Annotated in this window: 15 protein-coding genes; 1 reads left to right on the forward strand and 14 read right to left on the reverse strand. The window is 65.3% G+C overall.

The annotated features are described in order from the left end of the window. Positions 1-4 precede the first annotated feature (4 nt). The 3 genes from fdhF to FJV43_RS29480 are packed head-to-tail and all read right to left on the reverse strand — an operon-like array spanning position 5 to position 4,927. On the reverse strand, positions 5-2,890 hold the full coding sequence (fdhF, locus tag FJV43_RS29470; protein ID WP_239622491.1) for a formate dehydrogenase subunit alpha: 2,886 nt from the start codon (positions 2,888-2,890) through the stop codon (positions 5-7). A 10-nt stretch (positions 2,891-2,900) separates the two neighbouring features. Then, positions 2,901-4,457, reverse strand: a complete 1,557-nt coding sequence (locus tag FJV43_RS29475; protein ID WP_239622492.1) for an NADH-quinone oxidoreductase subunit NuoF — start codon at positions 4,455-4,457, stop codon at positions 2,901-2,903. After that, a complete protein-coding gene (locus FJV43_RS29480; protein WP_239622493.1) occupies positions 4,454-4,927 on the reverse strand; it encodes a formate dehydrogenase subunit gamma in 474 nt (157 codons plus the stop codon). Before FJV43_RS29480 ends, FJV43_RS29475 begins: the two co-directional genes overlap by 4 nt. A 224-nt stretch (positions 4,928-5,151) precedes the next feature. Here FJV43_RS29480 and FJV43_RS29485 point away from each other — a divergent pair, with 224 nt between their 5' ends. Further along, a complete protein-coding gene (locus FJV43_RS29485; RefSeq protein WP_061883324.1) occupies positions 5,152-6,045 on the forward strand; it encodes a LysR family transcriptional regulator in 894 nt (297 codons plus the stop codon). A gap of 172 nt (positions 6,046-6,217) precedes the next feature. On the opposite strand, the gene FJV43_RS29490 is transcribed toward FJV43_RS29485, so the two are convergent. The 11 genes from FJV43_RS29490 to oxlT (FJV43_RS29540) all read right to left on the reverse strand — a co-directional run bounded on the left by FJV43_RS29490 (position 6,218) and on the right by oxlT (FJV43_RS29540) (position 19,647). Then, on the reverse strand, positions 6,218-8,548 hold the full coding sequence (locus FJV43_RS29490) for a PAS domain-containing sensor histidine kinase (RefSeq protein ID WP_239622494.1): 2,331 nt from the start codon (positions 8,546-8,548) through the stop codon (positions 6,218-6,220). A 225-nt stretch (positions 8,549-8,773) separates the two neighbouring features. After that, complete coding sequence (locus FJV43_RS29495) at positions 8,774-10,147, reverse strand: cation-efflux pump (RefSeq protein ID WP_239622495.1); 1,374 nt, start codon at positions 10,145-10,147, stop codon at positions 8,774-8,776. A 220-nt stretch (positions 10,148-10,367) separates the two neighbouring features. After that, positions 10,368-11,336 (reverse strand): zinc-binding dehydrogenase, encoded by a 969-nt coding sequence (locus FJV43_RS29500; protein ID WP_239622496.1) that lies wholly within the window; start codon positions 11,334-11,336, stop codon positions 10,368-10,370. 25 nt (positions 11,337-11,361) lie between these two features. Further along, entirely contained in the window at positions 11,362-12,357 is a 996-nt protein-coding gene (locus FJV43_RS29505; protein ID WP_239622497.1) for a nitronate monooxygenase family protein, read from the reverse strand. Positions 12,358-12,703: 346 nt separating this feature from the next. Continuing rightward, positions 12,704-13,354 (reverse strand): hypothetical protein, encoded by a 651-nt coding sequence (locus FJV43_RS29510; RefSeq protein WP_239622498.1) that lies wholly within the window; start codon positions 13,352-13,354, stop codon positions 12,704-12,706. 55 nt (positions 13,355-13,409) lie between these two features. Beyond that, positions 13,410-13,613: a hypothetical protein gene (locus FJV43_RS29515; RefSeq protein WP_035718272.1), complete on the reverse strand. Its 204-nt coding sequence runs from the start codon at positions 13,611-13,613 to the stop codon at positions 13,410-13,412. A gap of 524 nt (positions 13,614-14,137) precedes the next feature. Beyond that, a complete protein-coding gene (locus FJV43_RS29520; protein ID WP_239622499.1) occupies positions 14,138-14,926 on the reverse strand; it encodes a fumarylacetoacetate hydrolase family protein in 789 nt (262 codons plus the stop codon). Continuing rightward, positions 14,923-15,942 carry a 2-dehydropantoate 2-reductase gene (locus tag FJV43_RS29525; protein ID WP_239622500.1) on the reverse strand — a complete coding sequence of 340 codons (1,020 nt, stop codon included), beginning with the start codon at positions 15,940-15,942 and terminating at the stop codon, positions 14,923-14,925. The genes FJV43_RS29520 and FJV43_RS29525 overlap by 4 nt, the downstream gene beginning before the upstream one ends. Before the next feature lie 222 nt (positions 15,943-16,164). Beyond that, positions 16,165-16,593 carry a CBS domain-containing protein gene (locus FJV43_RS29530; RefSeq protein ID WP_028180493.1) on the reverse strand — a complete coding sequence of 143 codons (429 nt, stop codon included), beginning with the start codon at positions 16,591-16,593 and terminating at the stop codon, positions 16,165-16,167. 185 nt (positions 16,594-16,778) lie between these two features. Beyond that, on the reverse strand, positions 16,779-18,101 hold the full coding sequence (gene oxlT / locus FJV43_RS29535) for an oxalate/formate MFS antiporter (RefSeq protein WP_239622501.1): 1,323 nt from the start codon (positions 18,099-18,101) through the stop codon (positions 16,779-16,781). 256 nt (positions 18,102-18,357) lie between these two features. Beyond that, a complete protein-coding gene (gene oxlT, locus FJV43_RS29540) occupies positions 18,358-19,647 on the reverse strand; it encodes an oxalate/formate MFS antiporter (RefSeq protein ID WP_194388357.1) in 1,290 nt (429 codons plus the stop codon). Positions 19,648-19,960 lie beyond the last annotated feature (313 nt).

Genomic DNA, 19,960 nt, shown 5'->3' on the forward strand with positions numbered 1-19,960 from the left:
GCGGTTACTCCGCGGCCTCGGCCGGTGCGATGCGGCGGGAGTGCCGCGCCTGCGCGTCATAAGCCTTCTGCCAGTCGGACGGGCCGTTCGAGGGCGAGACCTGCACCGCCGTGACCTTGTATTCGGGACAATTGGTGGCCCAGTCCGAATAGTCGGTCGTGATGACGTTGGCCTGCGTGTCCGGATGGTGGAAGGTGGTGTAGACGACGCCCGGCGCGACGCGGTCGGTGATCTCCGCGCGCAACGTGGTCTCGCCGGCGCGGCTCTTCAGCCGCACCCAGTCACCGTCGCGCACGCCGCGCTGCTCGGCGTCGTGCGGATGGATCTCGAGGCGGTCCTCGGAATGCCAGACGACGTTCTCGGTGCGCCGGGTCTGCGCGCCGACATTGTACTGGCTGAGGATGCGGCCGGTCGTGAGCAGCAGGGGATAACGCGGGCCGGTGCGCTCGTCGGTCGCGACATATTCGGTCACGACGAACTTGCCCTTGCCGCGGACGAAGCCGTCGATGTGCATCACCGGTGTGCCCTCGGGCGCCTTCTCGTTGCAGGGCCACTGCACCGAGCCGAGCTCGTCGAGCCTGGCATAGGAGACGCCGGCGAAGGTCGGCGTCAGCGCCGCGATCTCGTCCATGATCTCGGACGGATGGCTGTATTTCATCTCGAAGCCCATGGCCTTGGCGAGGCCGATGGTGACCTCCCAGTCCGCCATGCCGTTCTTCGGCGTCATCACCTTGCGCACGCGCTGGATGCGGCGCTCGGCGTTGGTGAAGGTGCCGTCCTTCTCGAGGAAGCTCGAGCCGGGCAGGAAGACGTGGGCGTAGTTCGCGGTCTCGTTCAGGAAGAGATCGTGGACGATGACGCATTCCATCGCCGACAGCGCCGCCACCACGTGCGAGGTGTTGGGATCGGATTGCAGGATGTCCTCGCCCTGCACGTAGATGCCCATGAAGGTGCCTTCGACCGCGGCATCGAACATGTTGGGAATGCGCAGGCCGGGCTCCGGGTTGAGCCTGACGTTCCACAGCGCCTCGAACTGCTCGCGCACCGCATCGCCCGAGATGTGGCGGTAGCCGGGCAGCTCGTGCGGGAACGAGCCCATGTCGCAGGAACCTTGAACGTTGTTCTGGCCGCGCAGCGGGTTCACGCCGACGCCGGGACGGCCGATATTGCCTGTTGCCATCGCGAGATTGGCGATCGCGATCACGGTGGTCGAGCCCTGGCTGTGCTCGGTGACGCCGAGGCCGTAATAGATCGCGCCGTTGCCGCCGGTGGCGTAGGTGCGGGCTGCCTCGCGCAGGTCCTTCGGATTGACGCCGGTGAGGATGGCGGTGGCTTCCGGGCTGTTCTGCGGTTGGGCGACGAAGGCGGCCCATTCCTCGAACTCGCTCCAGTCGCAGCGCTCGCGCACGAAGGCTTCGTTGACGAGTCCTTCGGTGACGATGACGTGCGCCAGCGCCGTCATGACCGCGACGTTGGTGCCGGGCATCAGGGGCAAATGCAGCGCCTTCACATGCGGCGATTCCACCATCTCGGTGCGGCGCGGATCGATCACGATCAGCTTGGCGCCCTGGCGCAGCCGCTTCTTCAGGCGCGAGGCGAAGACGGGGTGAGCGGAGGCCGGGTTGGCGCCGATGACGACCACGACATCGGTCTCCTCGACCGAGTCGAAATCCTGCGTCCCGGCGGAGGTGCCGAAGGTGGTGGCGAGGCCGTAGCCGGTGGGGGAGTGGCAGACGCGGGCGCAGGTGTCGACGTTGTTGTTGCCGAAGCCGGCGCGGATCAGCTTCTGCACCAGATAGGTCTCTTCATTGGTGCAGCGGGACGAGGTGATGCCGCCGATGGCGTCGCGGCCGTATTTCTTCTGGATGCCGCGCATCCTGGCGGCGGCGAACGAGAACGCCTCGTCCCAGGACACTTCGCGCCAGGGATCCTCGATGCGCTCGCGGATCATCGGCTTGAGAATGCGTTCCTTGTGGTTGGTGTAGCCCCAGGCGAAGCGGCCCTTGACGCAGGAATGGCCGCGATTGGCCTTGCCGTCCTTGTAGGGCACCATGCGCACCACTTCCTCGCCGCGCATCTCGGCCTTGAAGGCGCAGCCGACGCCGCAATAGGCGCAGGTGGTGACGACGGAGTGCTCGGGCTGGCCGATCTCGATCACGGACTTTTCCGTCAGCGTCGCGGTCGGACAGGCCTGGACGCAGGCGCCGCAGGAGACGCATTCCGAGCCGAGGAAGCTTTCGCTCATGCCGGGCGAGACGCGGCTGTCGAAGCCGCGGCCGGAGATGGTCAGCGCGAAAGTGCCTTGCACCTCCTCGCAGGCGCGGACGCAGCGCGAGCAGACGATGCACTTGGAGGGATCGTAGGTGAAGTACGGGTTGGACTCGTCCTTCGGCATCCAATTGTCGTTAGTGCAGCCGTCCGACTTGCCAGGTGTCTTGGCGAAAACGTGGTTCTCGCCCTCGTAGCCGTAACGCACGTCGCGCAGACCCACGGCGCCGGCCATGTCCTGCAATTCGCAGTCGCCGTTGGCGCCGCAGGTGAGGCAGTCGAGCGGATGGTCGGAGATATAGAGTTCCATCACGCCCTTGCGCAGCCGCTTCAGCCGCTCGGTCTGGGTATGCACGACGAGGCCGGGCATCACAGGCGTGGTGCAGGACGCCGGCGTGCCGGCGCGGCCCTCGATCTCGACGAGGCAGAGACGGCAGGAGCCGAACGCGTCGACCATGTCGGTCGCGCAGAGCTTTGGAATCTGGTGGCCTGCATCCATCGCGGCACGCATGATGGAAGTGCCCTCGGGCACCGTCACCTCCTTGCCGTCGATGGTCAGCGTCACCATCGTTTCCGATTTGGAAGCCGGCGTGCCGAAGTCGATTTCTTCGATCAGAGACATTGTCGTTCTCCTATTCCGCGGCCTGAAGCGTGGTCGGGACCGGCGCGAAATCCTCCCGGAAGTGCTTCAACGCACTGAGCACGGGGTAGGGCGTGAAGCCGCCGAGCGCGCAGAGCGAGCCGAATTTCATGGTGTTGCAGAGGTCCTCGACGAGCGCGAGATTCTCGCTGACATGCTCGCCCTTGATGATCTTCTCGATGGTCTCGACCCCGCGGGTCGAGCCGATCCGGCACGGCGTGCACTTGCCGCAGGATTCGATGGCGCAGAACTCCATGGCGAAGCGCGCCTGCCTGCGCATGTCGACGCTGTCGTCGAACACGACGATGCCGCCATGGCCGATCAGGCCGTCGCGCGCGGCGAAAGATTCGTAGTCGAACGGCGTGTCGAACAGGGCGCGGGGAAAGTAGGCGCCGAGCGGGCCGCCGACCTGCACCGCGCGGACCGGACGGCCCGTGAACGTGCCGCCGCCGATGTCGTCGACGAGCTCGCCGAGCGTCACGCCGAAGGCGGTCTCGAACAGTCCGCCGTAACGGATGTTGCCGGCGAGCTGGATCGGCATCGTGCCGCGCGAGCGGCCCATGCCGAAATCGGCATAGGCCTTGGCCCCCTCGGCGAGGATGAAGGGAATGGCGGCGAACGACAGCACGTTGTTGATCACGGTCGGCTTGCCGAAGAGGCCGTGATGCGCCGGCAGCGGAGGCTTGGCGCGCACGATGCCGCGGCGGCCTTCGAGGCTTTCCAGCAGCGAGGTCTCCTCGCCGCAGACGTAAGCGCCGGCGCCGACGCGCACTTCGAGATCGAAGGCTTGGTTCGAGCCGCCGATATTCGCGCCGAGGTAGCCGCCGCGCCTGGCCGCCACGATGGCCGCGTTCATCGCCTCCACCGCGTGCGGATATTCGCTGCGGATGTAGATGTAGCCCTTGGTCGCGCCGACGGTGATGCCGGCGATGGTCATGCCCTCGATCACCAGGAACGGATCGCCTTCCATGATCATGCGGTCGGCAAAGGTGCCGCTGTCGCCTTCGTCGGCGTTGCAGACGATGAATTTGCGGTCGGCCTTGGCCTGGGCAACCGTCTTCCACTTGATGCCGGTGGGGAAGCCTGCGCCGCCGCGGCCGCGCAGGCCGGACGCGGTGACGTCGTCGAGGATTGCGTCCGATCCAAGCGAGAGCGCGCGCGCGAGGCCCTTGTAGCCGCCATGGGCGCGGTAGTCGTCAAGCGAGCGCGGGTCGATCACGCCGCAACGGGCGAAGGTGAGGCGGGTCTGGCGCTTCAGCCAGGGGATCTCGTCGGTCGCTCCCAGCCGCAAGAGATGCGGCGTGTTGCCGGCGAGCGCGTCGAACAGCGAGGGCACGTCGGTCTCGGTGACAGGCCCGAAGGCGATCCGGCCCTGGGGCGTCGCCACCTCGACCAGCGGCTCCAGCCAGTAGAGGCCGCGCGAGCCGGTCCTGACGATCTCCACTGCAACGCCGCGCTTGGCGGCGGCCTGCTCCAGCGCAAGGGCAACCTCGTCGGCGCCGACGGAAACCGCACCGGCATCGCGCGAGACGTACAGGCGGATGCTCATCGCTGCGCCTCCGCAACCAGCGCATCGAGGCGCTTCTGATCGAGCCGCCCGACGAGGCGGCCATCGAGCATCGCAGACGGCGCAGTCGCGCACAGGCCAAGGCAGTAGATCGGTTCCAGCGTGACGCGATCGTCGGCCGTGGTGTTGCCGAGCGAGACGCCGAGCCTTGCCTCGGCGCGCGCAGCCAGCGCATCGCCGCCCGCGGCCTGACAGGCTTCCGCACGGCACAGCTTCAGCACATGGCGGCCGGCCGGCTTGTGGCGGAAATCATGGTAGAACGTGAACACGCCGTGGACCTCGGCCCGCGACAGATTGAGTGCCTTCGCCACCATGGGAATTGCCGCCTCCGGCACATGGCCGAACGCCTCTTGAAGCGCATGCAGGATGACGAGCGTCGCGCCTTCCTGCCCGGCATGTTCGGCGATGATCTCGGCGCCGCGCGTCTCGTCCCAATCATAAACCGCTGTCATTCGTCATTCTCAACCAGAGCGTTTCCTGCTCCCAAACTATTTGGAATCATTCGAAGATCAATAAAGCTGTCCCGTGCTGCGATTGCGAATTCAGATCGATTGGCGGGCGCGATCACTCGATTTCAAATTGCAATCGAAGCCGTTCCCGCAGGCGGTTTTTGCGTGTTGCGGAGGAGTGGGCGTGCTAGCTTGCATGCCACCACAGAATCCGAAGGGATAACCGGTTGATCGACAAGCTTGAACTGCTGCTGGCGCTGGCGAAGGAGCGGCATTTCGGACGCGCGGCGGAAGCCTGCGGCGTGACGCAACCGACGATGTCGACCGGGCTCAAGCAGCTCGAGGAGATCCTCGGCGTGATGCTGGTCCAGCGCGGGTCTCGCTTCCAGGGATTTACCCCGGAAGGCGAGCGGGCGCTCGACTGGGCGCGGCGGATCGTGGGTGATGCCCGCGCGATGCGCGACGAGATCAACGGGCTGAAGCATCAGCTCTCCGGCGAGATCCGCATCGCCGCGATCCCGACCGTGCTCGGCATGGTCGCCTCGCTGACGACGCCGTATCGCGCCAAGCATCCCGAGGTGCGCTTCCGGATCCAGTCCACCACCTCGTCCGAGGTGCTGGGGCTGCTCGAAAATCTCGAGGTCGATGCGGGGCTCACCTACATCGAGAACGAGCCGATCGGCAAGGTGCGCACCATTCCGCTCTACAACGAGAGCTACCGCCTGCTGACCGCGCCGGATGCGATGTTCGGCGACCGCGAGACGGTGACCTGGAAGGAGGTCGGCCAGGTGCCGCTATGCCTGCTGACGCCCGACATGCAGAACCGCCGCATCATCGACCGCGCATTGCGCTCGGTCGGCGCGGAGGCGACGCCGACGCTGACCTCGAACTCGCTGCTGGTGCTGTTCACGCATGTGAAGACGGGGCGTTGGGCGAGCGTGATGCCGGCCAAGCTCGCCGAGACGCTCGGCCTGTCCGATACGGTGCGTTCGATCCCGATCGTCGACCCCGAGGTCAATTACAGCATCGGCATGGTGATCCCGCAGCGCGACCCGATGACGCCGCTGATCGCTGCGCTGGTCAATGTGGCGCGGGAAGTGGCGCCGACGCTGCAATTGTAGATTCGAGCAAGCGCCTCGTCCTTCGAGACGCCCGCTTCGCGGGCTCCTCAGGATGAGGCTCCGTTGTATCGGTGTTCGCTGAAGCTGCTGCCGCGCACGCAGACCTCATCCTGAGGGCCCGCCGCAGGCGGGCGTCTCGAAGGATGGCCTCAGGCGAACGTCCCGCCGTGCGCTAAGCCGCGGCCGATATCCCGGACGCCGCCTTGATCGCGTCGCGCGGCAGGGTCACGCGCACGACGGTGCCGACCTCGAGCTTGGAGCGCAGCCGCATCGAGCCGCCGTGGAGCTGCGCCAGCGAGCGGGCGATCGCGAGGCCAAGGCCCGAGCCGTGATAGGTCTTGGTGAGCTGGCTCTCGACCTGCTCGAACGGGCGGCCGAGCCGCGCCAGCGAATGTGGCGCGATCCCGATGCCGGTATCGGCGATCATCAGCACGATCCTGTCCTCGAGCTGCCGGCTGCGCACCACGACGCGCCCGCCCTCGGGCGTGAACTTCACGGCGTTGGAGAGCAGGTTGACGATGATCTGCTTGGTCGCGCGGCGGTCGGCGACGACGGAGATGGGCTTTGCGATGTCGGCGTCGAGCGTCAGGCGCTTGTCCTGCGCACGGCCGGTGACGACCCGCAGGGACTCCACCAGCGTCTTCGAGAGGTCGAGCTCCTCCATGTCGAGCTTCATGCGGCCGGCTTCGATCTTGGACATGTCGAGGATGTCGTTGATGACCTCGAGCAGGTAGTGGCCGCTGGTCAGGATGTCCTGGCAGTATTCCTGGTATCTCTCGCTTCCGAGCTCGCCGAACATGCCCGAGCCCATGATCTCGGAGAAGCCGATGATGGCATTGAGCGGCGTGCGCAGCTCGTGGCTCATATTGGCCAGGAATTTCGACTTGGTCTGGTTGGCTTCCTCGGCGCGGGTCTTCTCGCGCTGGTACTTCTCGGCGAGGTCGGCGAGCTCGATCGCCTGGCGCTCCAGCGCGGCCTGCGAGCGCTTTAGGTCGATGACGGTGGCACGCAGGCGCAGGTCGTTGTCGACCAGCTTCTGCTCGTGCTCCTTGATGCGGGTGATGTCGGTGCCGACCGAGACGTAGCCGCCGTCCTTGGTGCGGCGTTCGCTGATGTGCAGCCAGCTGCCGTCGTCGAGCTGCGCCTCGAAGGTGCGCGCCCCCGGGCCTTGGGCAGCGGTCTCGTTGTGGCGGGTGCGCACCTCCGGCATGCGGCCGACCTCGAGCACGGTCTCGTAGGAGGTGCCGGGAATGACGGCCGTATCGGGCAGCCTGTGCAGGCGCTGGAAGTGCGAGTTGCAGAGCACGAGCCGATCGCTCGCATCCCACAGCACGAAGGCTTCCGGAATCGTCTCGATCGCATCGCGCAGGCGGAGGTCGGCTTCCACGGTCTTCTCCGCGAGGCTCTTCTGCTCGGTGATGTCGACGGCGATCCCGATCAGGTGCACGCTGTCATCGGTCGCGCCGCGCGTCTTCTCGCAGCGCACGCGGAGCCAGATCCAGTGGCCGTCGACATGCTGCATGCGGAAGGTCTGGTCGATGTGGTCGATCTCGCCGGAGATGAGCTGGTCGGCGATCGCGAACAGGTCGATGTCGTCGGACTTCACCAGCGCGTTGACCTCGCCGAAGGTGAGGAGCTCGTGGCGGCCGTCGAGGCCGAGCATCGAGAACATCGACTGCGACCAGAAGATCCGGCCGCGCGACAGATCCCAGTCCCACAGCCCGCAGCGGCCGCGGTTGAGCGCGGTGTCGATGCGGCCGCGCACGGCGTCGTTGATGATGTCGCCCTCGCGGGCGCGGGTCGACTGCCAGTGGAAAGCGAAGCCGAGGATCAGGACGACGAAGCCGGTGGTCGCCGACAGCGTGACCGAGAGCGCGGCGTCCGAGCCCCAGATCGGCTCGTTGCGCTCCTGGATCACGGTGACGAAGCCGGGCAGCGACTTGATCTGCCGCGAGGTCGCCATCGCAGCGTTGCCGCTCGGCAGCGTCAAGTCGGAGACGTTGCCGTCGCGTGGCGGCGCCGCCATCAATTGCGCGGCCGTGATCGCATCGAGCAGGCGGTCGTTGCCGACGGAGTCGTTGTCGGCCGGGATGCGGGCGAGGATACGGCGGTCGACGCCGGCCGAGGTGACGATGACATGCCGGCCCGAGGCCGTGCCCCAGGAGGGGATCAGATCCGGCAACAGCGCCGGCAGGCTCTCGATGTTCTTCAGCCGTTCCTGCCGCACCGTGGTGAGGCGGTCGATGCGCTCGGCGAGCAGGTCGGCGAGTGCCGAAATGTCGTGGCTGATCACCAGCCGCTTCTGCCGCGTCTGGTCGACCACCTGCACGAACGCGCCGAGGCAGATCGTGATCAGGAATGCGATGATGAGTGTCGGCACGGCGCGGCGCAGCGCCGGCTCCGCGATCAGGAGCCGATGATAGGCAGGTTTCGCGATCGATTGCGCCAATCCCTTGATCGAATCGGATTGGACGCATGCGTTCGCGGCGTCTGCACGCGACATGCCTTCGGCCCCCTGAAACCTGCTTGCAACTGAAGTTCGGAAACAGCCCCACGTCGCTTCCGAATCACACTGATTTGAATCCAGTTTTCGCGGGCTGTCGAGAGTCAACGAATCGTTAACGCGAAATTATTCTTATCCAACGCGCAGTTTGTGCATCGTGTGGCCGCAAACTCGCGCGCGCGAGGAGTCCGAAACGAGAACGTGCGACTCCCCGTGCGTTCTGCGTCACGCGCGCGGCGGTTCGGCGTGACTGATCACGCGCTTCACGCTCGGAAACGCACGCCGCAACGCGCGCTCGATCGCATCGACATGCTCATGCACCTTGATCACGCTCATCGACGGTGCCGCGCGGCAGTGGAAGTTGACGATTTCTCCGGCGTCGGTGTTGCGGACCCGCACGTTATGGATGTCGTGGATATCGCCGCCGGCGGCATATTCCGTCAGAGCAGCGGCGATGGTCTGCACCCGTTCCGGTGCGGCATCGATGCCGAACGGCAGTTCCGGTTCCAATGGCTCGATGTGAACGTCGACCTCGACGTCCTCGCCGAACTCCTCCTGGATGTTGCGCTCCAGTGTGTTGGCGACGTCATGGGCGGCCTCGAGCTGCATGTCGGCGTCGACCTCGAGGTCGATGCTGACGGTCAGCTTGGCGCCGAGATCGTGCACCGTGACATGGTGAACGGCGAGGCCCGAATTGTGCGCGATCACCATGATGCGGTCGCGCACGGTCTCGTTGTTGCGGGCGACGGGGACGGCGGTGAAGGTGAGGTCGGCGTCGCCGAACGCCTTGTCCACGGCGATTTGCGCGCTGCGCTTGATCTCCTCGACGCGGTCGATCGGATAGGTTCGCGGCACCTTTGCGATGGTGTCGATGAACGTGGTCGCTCCGACCATGCGCACGCGCAGCCGGTCGACGTCGATCACGCCCGGCACGCTCCGGATCGCGGCGGTGGCCTTCTCCTGCGCGCCTTCCGGGGCGCGGTCGACCAGCGTCTGCACGGTGGAGCCGGCCATGCGCAGCCCGAGCAGGGCGATCATCACGGCAACCGCTGCGGCCGCCGCCGCGTCGCCCCACCAGAAGCCGAGGCCGGCGAGGATCAGGCCCACGATCACGGCGAACGAGCCCATCACGTCGGAGGCGAAATGCAGCGCATCCGCCGCCAGCGCCTGGCTCCGGGTCTCCCGCGCGGCGCGGTGCAGGGCGCGGGCGCGCCAGAGATTGACGGCGATGTCGAGCACCAGCACCACGAACGGCACGGCCGAAATGGTCGGCGGCGGGGTTCCCTCGCTCAGCCGGCTATAGGCCTCGACCAGGATGCCGCCGGCAAGCACGTAGAGCAGGGCGGTGACGCCGAGTGCGGAGACGCTTTCCAGCTTGCCGTGGCCGTAATGGTGCTCGTCGTCTGCGGGCTTGTCGGACACCCGCACCACCGCCCAGGTGATGATGGTCGCGACCAGGTCGATCGAGGAATGCAGGGCCTCGGAGATCAGCGCCAGCGAGCCGATCGCGATCCCGACCGCGAACTTCGCCGCCGCCATGCCGCCACTGGCGAAGATCGAGATCGCGGCGACCGAGGTTTTATTGTGCTGAGAGGCCATGGCGGGGATTTAGCAGGGCGTGGGTGAACATCAAGCGACGATCCACAGCCGTAGTCGCGAGTGACTTGCAGGAGCGGATCCCCCGACGCCGTCATGCCCGGGCTTGTCCCGGGCATCCACGTTCTTCTGCGTAAGGGGTAAAGACGTGGATGGCCGGGTCAAGCCCGGCCATGACGAGAGGAGAGAGCGTCGCTCCGCTCTTGTCTCACTGCCACAACCTTCACAGCGTCACCACGATCTTCCCCAGATGCCTGTTCGCCTCCATGTGCTCGAACGCCTGATCGATATCGTCGAACGCGAACACCTTGTCGATCGGCAGCTGCAGCTTGCGCGATTCCACCGCGCCCCAGACGTCCTTGCGGACCTCCTCGAAGATCTCGCGGACCTCCTCGATGGTGCGGGTGCGGAAGGTGACGCCGACATAGTCGATGCGGCGGGCCGCATGCAGGTCGAAATTGAAGTCGGCGTGGGTGCCGCCGAGCCGGCCGACATTGACGATGCGGCCCTTGATCTTCGTCGCGGCGAGGTTCTGGCTCGCGACCTTGCCCGAGACCTGGTCGACGATCAGATCGACGCCTTCCCCGTTCGTCGCCTTCAGCACCTCGTCGACCCATTGGGGATCGGAGCTATCGACGGCGAGATCGGCGCCATGGTCCTTCAGCCGGCCGCGACGAGCGGCATCGGTCGACGAGCCGATCACGAGCTTTGCGCCCTTGAGCCTGGCGATCTGCATCGCCATCAGGCCGACCCCGGAGCTCGCGCCCTGGATCAGCACGCTCTGGCCCGCCTGCACACCGCCAACGGTAACGACGGCGTTGTGCATGGTCGTGAGTGCGACGGGCAGGGTGGCGGCCTCCTCGAAATTCATGTTTGAGGGGGCGTGGAATAGCCGTCCGTGATCGGCCAGCGTATATTCGGCAAAGGCCGCGCCGCCCGAGCCCATGATGCGGTCGCCGACTTTGACGCCTTTGGCATTCGGCCCAAGCTCGGCGACTTCGCCGGCCCATTCCATGCCGAGCACGGTGCCGACGCCGCCGGCCGCCCCATGGGCGTGCCCCTTGCGCATGGCGGTGTCGGCGCGGTTCAGGGCGCTGGCGCGGACGCGGACCAGCACCTGCGTGCCCTCTGGCTTTGGTTGAGCGACATCGGAAATCGTAGCGCCACCAGGGCCGTAGACGTAAGCCTTCATGAATTGCTCTCGCTTCCTGCGGTGACTATTCCGCGGCTTCACGTTGCGGATGAACGATCATGCCTTCGAGCCGGCCGCGGATGATCGCTTCCGCCTCGCGCACGATGCGGGAGACCAGTTCGGCGCAGCTCGGGATGTCCTGGATCAGGCCCTGCACCTGGCCGGCCGACCAGATGCCTTCGTCGGAATCGCCGGTGGCATAGACCATCTTGCCGCGGGCGCCGGCGACGAGCTCGCGGATGTCCTCGAATTTCGCGCCCTCCTTCTCCATGGCGACGACCTTGCTCGAGATCGCGTTCTTCGCCACACGCGAGGTGTTGCGCATGGTGCGGAAGATCAGCTCGGTCTCGCGCTCGTCATTGGCGACGATCTTCTCCTTGATGAGCTGGTGGATCGGGCTTTCCTTGGTGGCCATGAAGCGCGTGCCCATGTTGATGCCGTCCGCGCCCAGGGCCAGCGCCGCGACGAGGCCGCGGGCATCGGCAAAGCCGCCCGAGGCGATCATCGGGATCCTGATCTTGTTGGCGGCGGCCGGGATCAGGATCAGGCCGGGGGTGTCGTCCTCGCCGGGGTGGCCGGCGCATTCGAATCCATCGATCGAGATGGCATCGACGCCCATCCTTTCGGCCGAAAGCGCGTGGCGCACGCTGGTGCATTTGTGCACGACCTTGACGCCGTGCCTCCTGAACTCGTCGACATGCTCCTGCGGCTTGTTGCCGGCGGTCTCGACCACCTTGACGCCGCTCTCGATGATGGCGGCGCGGTATTCGGCATAGGGCGGCGGCTTGATCGCGGGCAGGATGGTGAGATTGACGCCGAACGGCTTGTCGGTGAGGTCGCGACAGCGCGCGATCTCCCTGGTCAGGTCCTCCGGCGTCGGCTGGGTCAGCGCGGTGATGAACCCGAGCGCGCCGGCATTGGCGACGGCAGCGACGAGCTCGGCTCGGCCGACCCACTGCATGCCGCCCTGGACGATCGGGTGCTCGACGCCGACGAGTTTGGTGAACCGTGTCTGCAACATGATGTGTTTCCCCCGCCTGCGTGGCGCTCTGTTATCGGTTGATGGCGGGAGGATGCCGCTGGGGGTGGCAAAAGTCTATCGGGCCGGCGTGCGGTAGGGGCAGGGCGATCATGCGCGGAGCAAGGTGATTCCGCAGGGCGGATAATTCGGGTCCTATGACCAGCGCGCGCGCCGGGACACCGCTGAGGCGGCGCTTGAATCCCGCTGCTTCAACACCGTCATTGCGACTGTGGATTTGATAAGAGGGCTCGAGCAGGATGGAGCGAAGCGCAATCCGGTTGGATCGTGCAACACGCGATTCCGATCCCGGATTTCGCTGCGCTCCATCCCGGCTACAACGCTTCGGCTACTCCGCCGACAGCCGCACCATCTGACGGCCGCCGTTCATTTCCTTGAGGTGGTTGACGAAGTTTTCCGGGCGTTGCCAGCGGTTGGGGACCTGCAATCCCATGAATTCGGCGATATCGCCGATGAAGCCGGTGCAGTTGGTGGTCTCCGCGTTCCACACCGGTGAGTTCGCCTGCAATTTCTTGATGTAGGCGAATACTCGCTTTGCGTCCGCTTCGTTCAGGTAGACGCGATAGCTCGCGGTCAGATATTCCGGATCGAGATCGCCGTAGCTCGCGCCGGTCTCGGACGGCACAAAGGTGAGGTGACCGAGCACGTAAGCGAGCGTGTCGCCGGCCGGTGTGAGCCCTGCGACCTCCACGGCGCGCTCGCTGGTCTTGCCGTACCAGACGAAGGCATGGCCCCAGCTCGCGGCGGTACGCGCGCGGAAGTCGACGTAGTAGGGGCCTGTCTCCGCGCGCGCGACGGAGCGCCGCGTCGATTGCGGCTGAGGTCGCGAGGCGGTGTCGGTCGTGGCAAGCGCGTTGGCATCGGCAGCGCGCTTGTTTGCCTGGTGGGCCGAGGCCGAGGGCGTCGTGCACGAGAGCATAGCCGCAAGAGCGAAGCCCGCGAGGATGCAGGATCCCGATCGATCAGCTTTGTTCGTCACGCGACACCCCTCGACTGTCGGCTGCTACGCAGATCTGCGCGTATTCCGCTGCGCGTCAGTAGCGCGCTGCGACCGGGCCGGGCGCCTTGCCGATCGGGGCTTTTCCAACGGGGCTCTTGCCAATCGGCATCTTGCCAATCGGCGCCTGTTCGGCCGGATAGGCCGGCACGGGCTGCCGGCGCGGCAGATCCGCAGCGTTCGCAGCCGTCGCCAGAGCAAGCGTAGCACCGAGAGCAAATACAATCTTCTTCACAGTCATATACCCCTGAAGGTTTGGTCCAAACACGGCAGCGCCGTGCCCCCAGACACGCCACACAAAAGGGCGACCGAATGCGTCCAAGTTGCGGCAGGCGCGCGACATGTTGGCGGCATATGTCAAGCGCGCGCAGATGTGATGTGTCCGAATGCTTCGGAAATGTAGACGCGCCTCGGACTATCGTTTCCGAGAGATGTTCGAGCGCATCTTGTCGGCGAACCAAACGACGAAGATCGCAACGAACGAGAGAGCGAAGTAAAGGGCCGTCCACAAAAGCGCATTGCCGGCATTCGTCATGGCGTCCTCCCTTGCATCAGACATTGATTTCTTGCGGAAGGATAGCGGTGGCGGCGACGTCGCGGTTTGCGCCGGATCAATTTTGCTGCGCTGCGGGGCAATTAGCCGGCGAGCCGCCAATGACGGAGCAGAGGTCGTAGCCCGCATGAGCGCAGCGACATGCGGGGTGTCACACGACAGTCCTCCCGGATGTCGCTTCGCTCATCCGGGCTACTGCACCGTGTTGGTGGTTACAGCCGAAACTCGTTGGTCAGCTCGCCGATGCCGTCGATCGCGACGGTGACCGTGTTTACCGGCTCCTTCATCACGCCGACGCCGACGGAGGTGCCGACGGCGATGAGGTCGCCGGGCAGCAGGGTCATGTCATGGGAGATCCTGCTGACCAGCTCCTGAGCGCTGAAGATCATGTCTGAGATCGGATAGTTCTGCCGCTCCGCGCCATTGAGGATAGTACGGACCACGAGCCCGGCCGGATCGATGCCAGTCGCGATGACAGGGCCGAACGGGCCGTAATCGTCGATGCCCTTTGCGCGGGCCCATTGCGGGAAAGTGGGATCCCTGGTCAGGATGTCGTTGGCGGTGATGTCGTTGACGCAGGTGTAGCCGAAGATGAAGCTGTCGGCTTCGTCAGGCGAGACGCGCGCGCAGGCCTTGCCGATGACGATGCCGAGCTCGCCCTCATAGGTCGTCTTGCCGTCGTAGGAGGACGGGCGGCGGATCACCGCACCGGGGGCGGCGATGCTGGTGGTGGCCTTCAGCAGATAGAGCGGCTCCGGCGGCTCGGGTTGGTTGAGCTTGGCCGCGAGCGCGTGGAAATTGTTCCAGAGCGCGACGATCTTGCTGGGCGCACAGGGCGCGAGCAGCTCGACCTCCGACAGCGACAGCGTCTTGCCGGTAGCGGTGCTGCGGCCGAACACCTCGCCTTCATGCACGCTGATGCCTGATGGGCTCAGCGTGCCGAAGCCGGTCGTGCCATTGCTCCGAAAGCGGAGCCACTTCTTGATCTCGCTCGCCATCATGCCACCGCCAGTGCGCGCGGATCTGATGGCGTCGAGACCCCGTCATAGAGGCCGGCGATGCGGGCGCGCTGGGTCACCATCGCCAGCACTGAATCGAGCGCGGGCGTGGCGATCCCGGTAAGGCGGCCCATCTCCTGCACCACCGTGACGAGCGGATCGATCTCCATCGGGCGGCCACGCTCGAGATCCTGGAGCATCGAGGTCTTGTGCGCGCCGACCTTGCGGGCGCCCTCGATGCGGCGCTCGACGTCAACGCGGAACTTGACCCCGAACGTCTCGGCGATGGCTTGCGTCTCCACCATGATCGCGCGGGACAGTGCGCGCGTCGCCGGATCGGTGCAGATCACGTCGAGCGTGGCATGGGTCAGCGCGCTGATCGGATTGAAGCAGACGTTACCCCACAGCTTGAGCCAGATCTCGTCCCGGATGCGGTCGAGCACCGGCGCCTTCAGCCCGGCGGCGACGAACAGGTCGGCGAGACGCTGCACGTCATCAGTGATCTCGCCGGAGGGCTCGCCGAGCGGAAAGTTGCTGCCGTAGACGTGGCGGATCACGCCGGGCGCCTCGATCTCGGTGGCGGGATAGACGATGCAGCCGATGGCGCGCTCGGCACCGATTTCGCGCCACTGCCGCCCGCCGGGGTCGATGCTCTCCAGCGTCGAGTTCTCGTATTGGCCGCCGTGCTTGTAGAAGTACCAATAGGGGATGCCGTTGACGGCCGTGACGATGCGGGTGTGAGGCCCGAGTAGCGGCTGCATCTTCTCGATCACGCCGGTGATCGAATGGGCCTTCAGCGTGATGATGATGTAGTCCTGCACGCCGAGCTCGGCGGGGTTGTCGGTGCAGCGCGGGTGCACGGTGTGCTTCTCTTCGCCCGCGAGCAGCGTCAGGCCGCGCTCGCGCATCGCGGCAAGGTGCGGGCCGCGTGCGACGAGGCTGACATCGGCGCCCGCGCGCGCGAGCTGAACCCCGAGATATCCGCCGATTGCGCCGGCGCCGTAGATGCAGATCTTCATGAAATCCTCGCGGGACCAAGATTGGCATTCAGTTGGATCGATCAGGCAACAGGCTCCCTGCACCTCTCCCGCTTGCGAGAGAGGTCGGCGGGTTCGGAGAACTCGGCGGGTGAGGGCTCTATCCTCTTGGGGAGTCTCCCCAGCGGATGCAGCCCTCTCCCCAATCCTCTCCGCAAGCGGGAGAGGGGCGCAGCTCTTCCGTGGCTGGACGTGAGGGGGCGCTTAGGCTGCGGCTTGCGGCGTGCCGTTGAGGGCCTCGTCGACGGCCGCGGCGATGTCGCGCATGCTGATGACGGAGATGAGGCTGTAATCGTCGATCACGGGCAGATGGCGGATGTGATGACGGTTCATCAGATGGCGGACGTGCTCGATCGGATCCGAGGAGGTGCAGGACACGAGCTGCTGCACCGAGACGAGTTGCGAGACCTTGACATTGACGGCGTTCGCGCCGTGCTCGGCGACGGCGCGCACCACGTCGCGCTCGGTGAACATGCCGACCGCGGTGTTGCCCTCGGAGCGGACCACGTCCTTCACCACCAGCGCGCTGATATTGTTGGCGCGCATCAGCTTGGCCGCGATACCCACCGTTTCGTTCATACGCACCGTGACAACGCGCGGCGTCTTCTTGCGCAGAATGTCTCCGACCAGCATTGCAACCTCCCTGGGTGAGTGACGGGAGAAGTGTGGTATACATAATGCCAATCGTCAAGCGCTGGATTTGGCTGATCCGAAAAATCTTGCGACAGCCATACTGACGTTTGTCCTGAGCCAAAGAGACCAAAGAAAGAAGGGGCGCATCGCTGCGCCCCTTCTCACGGATGCAATCTGTGTGGTGCTTACGCCGTCTCGGTTTTGGCAGTGCCGGTGGCAGCGCCGGTGCTCTCGGCTTCCTTGCCGAGGATGAAGGAGCGGCGCAGCGGCTTGATCACGAGCAGCGCCATCAGCGCCGCCGTTGCGTTCAGCGCCACCGCGACCACGAACACGGCCTTCCAGCCATAGGCGGTGGAGATCATGCTTGCGAGCGGGACGAGCAGCGAGGCCGTGCCCTTGGCGGTGTAGAGCATGCCGTTGTTGGTGGTCGCGAACTTCGCACCGAAGGTGTCGCCGCAGGTCGCGGGGAACAGCGAGTAGATCTCGCCGAACACACCGAAATAGACCGCGGTCGCGAGCACGAAGATGGTCGGCAGGTGGCCATAGGCCGACAGCGTCAGCAACATCAAGGCAGCCGTGCCGAAGGCGATGAACATGGTGGGCTCGCGGCCGATCGTGTCAGAGACCCAGCCGAAGAACGGACGCCCGAAACCGTCGAAGATGCGGTCGAGCGAGATCGCGAACGTCAAGGCCGCCATCTGGAAGCCGGCGAGCGTTACCGGACTATTCGCGATCTTGTAGTCGTGCGCGATCGGACCGATCTGCGCCGCGGTCATCAGGCCGCCCGAGGCAACCATCACGAAAACGAGATACATCACCCAGAAAACGGGGGTGCGCAGCACCTGCGGCGGGGTGAAGTCGATCTTGGTCTGCGGCAAATTGAGCTGCTTCTTCTTCGGCGGAATCGAGATCCGCGGCGGCTGGATGAAGAAGGCGAGCACGAACACGACGACGCCCTGGCCGATGCCGAAGGTGAGGAACGCGTGCTGGTAGCCGCTCGAGGCGATCATGCTCGCGATCGGCACGATCGTGAGCGCGGCGCCCGCGCCGAAGCCGGCGGCGGTCGCACCTGCCGCGAGACCGCGACGGTCGGGAAACCATTTCAGCGCGTTGCCGACGCAGGTGCCGTACACCGCGCCCGCGCCCAGGCCGCCGATGATCGCGGCCGCGTAGAGCAGGGTGAGGCTGTCGGCGTAGGAGTTGACGATCCAGGACAGCGCGATCATCGCGCCGCCGAACATGACGACGATGCGCGGGCCGTATTTGTCGACGAACCAGGCCTCGACCGGCACCAGCCAGGTCTCGGTGACCACGAAGATGGTGAAAGCGAGCTGGATCGCGGCGCGCCCCCAATGATGGGCGGCGTCGATCGGATCGACGAACAGCGTCCAGCCATATTGCAGATTGGCGATCATCGCCATGCAGACGATGCCCATGCCGAGCTGGAGCCAACGGAAGCCGGTGCGAAGCGGCGCGGCGGTGGCGGCGCCATCCGGGCTGGAAATCATCAGAACCTCCCAACGCGCCTGTCTTGCGTACATCAGATTGCCAAGGTGACCTGATGTCGCAAATATTGTGTCTTATCGTCGCAGGCGTTGCTCGGAGATTGGTATACGATATTCCAGATTGCAAGTCCTATCTTGGCTCGGCGTTCACAAAAAGCGGCGGGTCAGGCCGCATCCCGCCAATCGCGGAGGTCTCCTCAAAACGAAAACGCCCGGCCGTGAGGGCCGGGCGTCGTTCGCGTGAACTGCGGTGGAGCGGTCAGATGGTCGATTTCGCGACCACGACCTTGCGCCAGGGTTTCAGCACCGCGATCGCCAGCAGCGAAGCCAGGATGTTGGCGCCGGCCGCGATGATGAACACGGCGTCCCAGGTGCCCGACGATTGCTGCATGTAGTTGGCGATGGGCACCAGGAGCGCGGCGGTGCCCTTGGCGGTGTAGAGCAGGCCGGCATTGGTGGTCGCGAACTTGGCGCCGAACGTGTCGGTGCAGGTCGAGGGGAACAGCGAGTAGATCTCACCCCAGGCGAAGAACACGAAGCCCGAGAGCAGCACGAACCATACCGGATCGTGGCCCCAGAGGTAGAGCATCCAGATGCCGAACCCTTCCATGCCGAAGGCGATGAACATGGTGTTCTCGCGGCCGATCATGTCGGAGATCCAGCCGAAGAACGGACGCGTCAGGCCGTTGAGCACGCGGTCGATGGTGGCCGCGAAGGTCACCGCCGTCATCGTCACCGCCATCAGCGTCACCGGCACGCTGTCGACTTTCCAGTCAACCGCGATCGGCTTCAGGTTCGCGGTGACCATCAGTCCACCCGCGCCGACGATCACGAACATGAAGTACATCAGCCAGAAGATCGGCTGGCGCAGCACCTCGGTCGGCTGATAGTTGCGGCGGGTCTGGATGATATTGGCATTCGCCACCACGTTCGGCACCTGGCCCGCTTTCGGCGCGAGCAGGAAGAAGGCGAGGATGCAGATGATGATGCCTTGCCCGAGGCCGAAATAGAGGAAGGTGGTCTGGAAGCCGCTGTCCTTGATCATGGCCTGGATCGGCGCGACGGTCAGCGCAGAGCCTGCACCGAAGCCCGCGGCGGTGATGCCGGCGGCAAGACCGCGCTTGTCCGGAAACCATTTCAGCGCATTGCCGACGCAGGTGCCGTAGACGCCGCCGGCGCCGATGCCCGCGATGATCATGCCGAGATAGTAGCCGTTGAGCGAGGTGGCCTGCGCGTTGATCGCCCAGCCGATGGCGCAGAGCACGCCGCCGACCAGCACGACGATGCGCGGGCCGTATTTGTCGACGAACCATCCTTCGACCGGCACCAGCCAGGTCTCGAACAAGACGAAAAGGGTGAAGGCCCACTGGATCGACGCGCGATCCCAGCCGAACGTCTTCTGGATGTCGGGGACGAAGAACGTCCAGCCATATTGGTAATTGGCGATCATCACCATCGCCATCACACCGATCGCCAACTGCGCCCAGCGATACGCATCGCTTACGCGTGCGGCACTGGGGGCCGCTGCCGACTGCACCATGTCCGTCATTAAAAACCCTCCCGAATGCGCCGATCATTTTTATGCATGCGCTGCCCGCATCCTGGTATTCATTATGCCAAGATTCAAGCGGAGGACGGGAGGTGCGGCGAAATAACGCGGGCCTGTTCACATGCGCCATGAGGGCTGGATTGTAAAGCCTCAATCGCTGCCGGCGCGCTCGCGGAAGCGGCGGTTGATCCTGTTCAAGTGATTGATTCAGCTCTTACTTTGGTTTCGTCGCGACGCCGCAAGACCGCTGTTGAATGACCGCACGTTTGGGGATTCTCCACGCGCGCGCCGCCGACGCGCGGTCCGTCGCTGA

Origin of the sequence: Bradyrhizobium sp. I71 (genome assembly GCF_022354745.1) — a bacterium.
Classification (GTDB): Bacteria; Pseudomonadota; Alphaproteobacteria; order Rhizobiales; family Xanthobacteraceae; genus Bradyrhizobium; species Bradyrhizobium liaoningense.